Source organism: Chamaesiphon sp. VAR_69_metabat_338, assembly GCF_031423935.1.
In the GTDB taxonomy this organism is placed as follows: Bacteria; Cyanobacteriota; Cyanobacteriia; order Cyanobacteriales; family Chamaesiphonaceae; genus Chamaesiphon.
Genome location: NZ_JANPGM010000448.1, coordinates 1 through 4,130, shown reverse-complemented (window position 1 = coordinate 4,130; position 4,130 = coordinate 1). Strand labels below are relative to the sequence as shown.

Here is a 4,130-nt window from a genome sequence, read left to right as displayed (position 1 = left end):
ATCCTATACCATTTTGGACAACTACACAATAGATACTGGTGGGTTTGGGCGGGTTTGAATTAAATTTTTAGTAAAGTCGATATTGTTAGCATTGTCTTGTCGCGCTAAACCTGGAAGGATACACCTCCAGAGCGCGCGCCGCAAACCCGCCCCTACATGTCTTGGGATTATTTGCCGACTTGAATTAGTTCGACTTTATAGCCAGTCGGATCTTCGACGAAGGCAATCACAGTGGTACCGTGTTTCATTGCGCCTGGAGCGCGGACGACTTTGCCGCCTTTGGCTGCGATTTGCTCGCAGGTGGCGTAGATATCATCCACCCCGATCGCGATGTGACCGTAAGCATCGCCGATCGTATATGCTGAGGTATCCCAATTGTGGGTGAGTTCGATAACCGTACTATCTGATTCTGCGCCGTAGCCGACAAAAGCCAGCGTAAACTTGCCATCTGGAAAATCTTGGCGGCGGATTAACTTCATTCCTAAAACTTCGCAATAGAAGCGCAAGGATGCCTCTAAGTCGCTAACTCGCAGCATCGTGTGTAATAAACGCATAGCTGTAAATGCCTTAATTGAAAAATTTGGTGACTAAATTTGCTAACTAGGGTGCCGTCAGGTCGTATGATAGCGTGTTGGCACCGATCGTTGCCGAGGAACGAATAATTGGGGTGTCGAGCTACATTGTTTACGGACAGATCGATCGCGATCGAAGGATGAGGGAATGACTATGAATATGCCAGACATGGCGATTGCGGAAATCAGAGCTAGAGAGATTCTCGATTCTCGCGGTCGCCCGACAGTAGAAGCCGAAGTATACTTAGCCAATGGCGGATTTGGGTTAGCCCAAGTCCCCAGCGGCGCATCCACAGGCAGTTTTGAAGCCCATGAATTGCGGGATGACGATGCCAGCCGCTATGGGGGCAAAGGTGTCCTCAAGGCTGTTGCCAATATTCAAGACAAAATTGCGCCAGCTCTAGAAGGAATGGATGCTTTCGATCAAATCGCGATCGATCGCGCGATGATCGAGTTAGATGGGACGCCAACTAAATCTAAATTAGGGGCTAATGCTATTTTAGCGGTATCGCTAGCCAATGCCAAAGCGGTCGCAAATGCCCTTGGTGTGCCACTGTACCGTTATTTAGGCGGCCCCTTGGCAAATTCGTTGCCCGTACCATTAATGAATGTCATTAATGGTGGTGCTCATGCTGCAAATAATATTGACTTCCAAGAATTTATGATCGTACCCGTCGGGGCGACATCATTCAAGGAAGCTTTGCGATGGGGAGCCGAAGTATTTGCCTCTTTAAGCAAAGTTCTCGACCAAAAGGGTCTTTTGACTGGTGTGGGCGATGAAGGTGGCTTTGCGCCCAACCTGGAGTCCAATCAGGCATCGTTGGAATTACTAATCGCAGCGATCGAATCCGCTGGCTACAAACCGGGCGAACAAGTCGCGTTGGCTCTGGATGTCGCGGCGAGTGAATTTTACAAAGATGGTAACTATGTCTACGATGGCAGCAGCCATACACCAGCACAGTTTATCGACTATTTAGCCGATCTGACGACCAAATATCCGATCGTCTCGATCGAAGATGGTTTACATGAGGACGACTGGGCGAGCTGGCAATTACTCACCCAAAAAATTGGCTCGAAAGTCCAACTCGTCGGTGATGACTTGTTCGTGACTAATTCCGTCCGGTTGCGCCAAGGTATTAAAGAAAAATCGGCCAATGCCATTTTGATCAAACTCAATCAAATCGGTACCCTTACCGAAACCCTGCAAACGATCGATCTAGCTACGCGCAATAGCTTCAAATCGATTATCAGTCACCGCTCTGGTGAAACTGAAGACACGACAATCGCCGATCTCGCCGTCGCCACTCGCGCGGGACAGATCAAGACGGGTTCGCTCTGCCGCAGCGAACGAGTCGCCAAATACAATCGCTTACTGCGCATTGAAGATGAACTAGGCGATCTAGCTATCTATGCCGGTTTAGAATAATCGATCGATTCTCAAAATCGATCTCGTCCGAGCAGCAGGGGTAAATCACTTACTCCTGCTGTTTTTATGGCGTAGGAATTTGGGATTTCGATCGTCTAGATATGATACCAAATCCGGTTGGTAAAACCGACAAACATAGCCCTCACCCCCAACCCCTCTGTCTTGACGCACACAAACGGGAGGGAACCTCCCGTTCGATGCGCCGCTCCCAAGCTTGGGAGCGGCTCGCGCACGCCTTTGTTCCCCGACGGTTTAGCGAGACAAGACAGAGGGGAGTCAGAGCCGCAGGCGAGGGCGGGGTGAGGGCTATGGGATTGTGCTAGTACTAAGGAGTCTGTATGAATCGGATTTGGTTTGAGTCAGCAATGAGGTTTCCTAATCTCCGATCCCTAATCCAAAATGGCATAACAATCCCGATAATGTATACTGGTGAGGCTAGGAATATCTTAATAATTAATTAAAGTTCGATCGAGCCAGCGCGAAATTCAGATGGCTGTTTGTGCTCATCAAAGATTGCATCCCCACGCTTCCAAACTTACTCCTTAACCGCTAATCCCTTGGGAATCGACCTCCGCAGTTACGTCTTTATCGATCGGTTGCAACGCCAACATGCCGCTTATCTGGGTACTGAAGCCCAGGGCTTTTTGCCATTGCCAGCGGATTCATCATTGTGGATCGAAGTTTCGCCTGGGGTCGAAATCAACCAAATGATGGATATTGCCCTCAAATCCGCACAAGTCAGACCGGGCGTGCAAATTATCGAACGGTTGTATGGATTGATGGAAATTCATGCCAGCAGTCAGGGTGACGTTCACGCTGCCGGACAAGCGATTCTGGCATATCTGGGCGTCCGCCAGTCGGATTGTCTGAAGCCGCGCGTGATTTCCAGCCGGATCATTCGGAATATCACCGCCCATCATACCCAAATGATCAACCGCAGTCGGCGGGGGAATATGATTCTGGCCGGACAAACTTTGTATGTATTGGAAGTAGAACCCGCTGCCTACGCCGCCATTGCCGCGAATGAAGCCGAGAAGTCGGCATCGATTAATATCCTCCAAATTTCGGCAGTAGGGGTGTTTGGGCGGTTGTATCTCGGCGGTGAAGAACGGGATATCAAAGCGGCGGAGGCGGGAATTTTAGCATCCTTAGAGAATTTACCCGGTCGCCCATTTCCAGATGAAGGTAAGCGGGAGTAGGCAATGAACGCGAGTGCAGAGGAAATGTTGCAGCGCGGTGCGGTGGCGTGGTTGGCGTGGCGAGAGCAGCAATCAACAGTACCAAATTTGAGCGATGCTCGCCTGATGAGGCTTAATTTACGCGGTGCCGATCTGCATGATGTCAACTTGCGGCGGGCAGATTTGAGCGATGCCAAGTTGGTCGCAGCCAACTTCAGCGGTACAAACCTTAGTAATACCATCCTCGATCGAGCGGATTTAGTTGAAGCCAATCTACAATCGATCGAGATGATTAACGGTCGCGCTCGGGGTGCCGATTTGCAACGAGCAGATTTGAGTAATGCCAATTTGATGGCTAGTAATTTCAGTCATGCCGATTTACGCTCTGCTACTCTAGCCACGGCAAATGCGATCGCCATCGATCTGACTGCTGCCAATCTGCGAGCAGCAGATCTCGATCGGATTTGCTTACAGCGAGCCACGCTCAGCTATGCCGATTTAGTCCGAGCTAATCTCGCTTATGCCGATCTGTCTCAGGCAATTTTAGTCGAAGCCGAATTGGGTGCGGCGCATTTGTATCGTGCCAATTTGACCCAAGCGCGGCTGTATCGATCGCATTTAGTCAGTGCGTATGCCATGTTTGCCAATTTGACCAGAGCCAATCTGACTAGTGCCGATCTCTCATGGGCAAATCTGACTAAAGCTAATTTGACTGGCGCGCTCCTCCAGAATGCCAAGTTACGCGGAGCCAATTTATCTGGTGCGAATTTAGCCGGTGCGGATTTATCTGGTGCAGATTTATCTGGGGCAGATTTCAGCCATACTAATCTCCAAGACGCTATTCTCGATCGCGCCAAGTTAACCGACGAAACCATTTTCACTGGCGCGATCCGTTAAATCGATCGCCAAAACAAAACACAAACCCGACTTTTTGGAAAAGTCGGGTTTGTAACC

4 protein-coding genes are annotated in these 4,130 nt (G+C 49.9%); 3 read left to right on the top strand and 1 reads right to left on the bottom strand.

Annotation, left to right across the window (positions count from 1 at the left end):
* Positions 1-167 precede the first annotated feature (167 nt).
* Positions 168-554 carry a lactoylglutathione lyase gene (gene gloA / locus RMO84_RS12460; RefSeq protein WP_310488773.1) on the bottom strand — a complete coding sequence of 129 codons (387 nt, stop codon included), beginning with the start codon at positions 552-554 and terminating at the stop codon, positions 168-170.
* Between the two features lie 178 nt (positions 555-732).
* On the opposite strand from gloA, the gene eno reads away from it, so the two are divergent.
* The 3 genes from eno (at position 733) to RMO84_RS12445 (ending at position 4,073) form a co-directional block, all read left to right on the top strand.
* Positions 733-1,998 (top strand): phosphopyruvate hydratase, encoded by a 1,266-nt coding sequence (gene eno, locus RMO84_RS12455; RefSeq protein WP_310488774.1) that lies wholly within the window; start codon positions 733-735, stop codon positions 1,996-1,998.
* A 557-nt stretch (positions 1,999-2,555) separates the two neighbouring features.
* Complete coding sequence (locus tag RMO84_RS12450) at positions 2,556-3,197, top strand: hypothetical protein (RefSeq protein WP_310488772.1); 642 nt, start codon at positions 2,556-2,558, stop codon at positions 3,195-3,197.
* 3 nt (positions 3,198-3,200) lie between these two features.
* Positions 3,201-4,073, top strand: a complete 873-nt coding sequence (locus tag RMO84_RS12445; RefSeq protein ID WP_310488771.1) for a pentapeptide repeat-containing protein — start codon at positions 3,201-3,203, stop codon at positions 4,071-4,073.
* The last annotated feature ends 57 nt before the right edge of the window (positions 4,074-4,130 follow it).

Bases quoted from the DNA above. Each gene is read 5' to 3' on its own strand.
- gloA (WP_310488773.1), bottom strand. From the start codon at position 554: ATGCGTTTATTACACACGATGCTGCGAGTTAGCGACTTAGAGGCATCC.
- eno (WP_310488774.1), top strand. From the start codon at position 733: ATGCCAGACATGGCGATTGCGGAAATCAGAGCTAGAGAGATTCTCGAT.
- RMO84_RS12445 (WP_310488771.1), top strand. From the start codon at position 3,201: ATGAACGCGAGTGCAGAGGAAATGTTGCAGCGCGGTGCGGTGGCGTGG.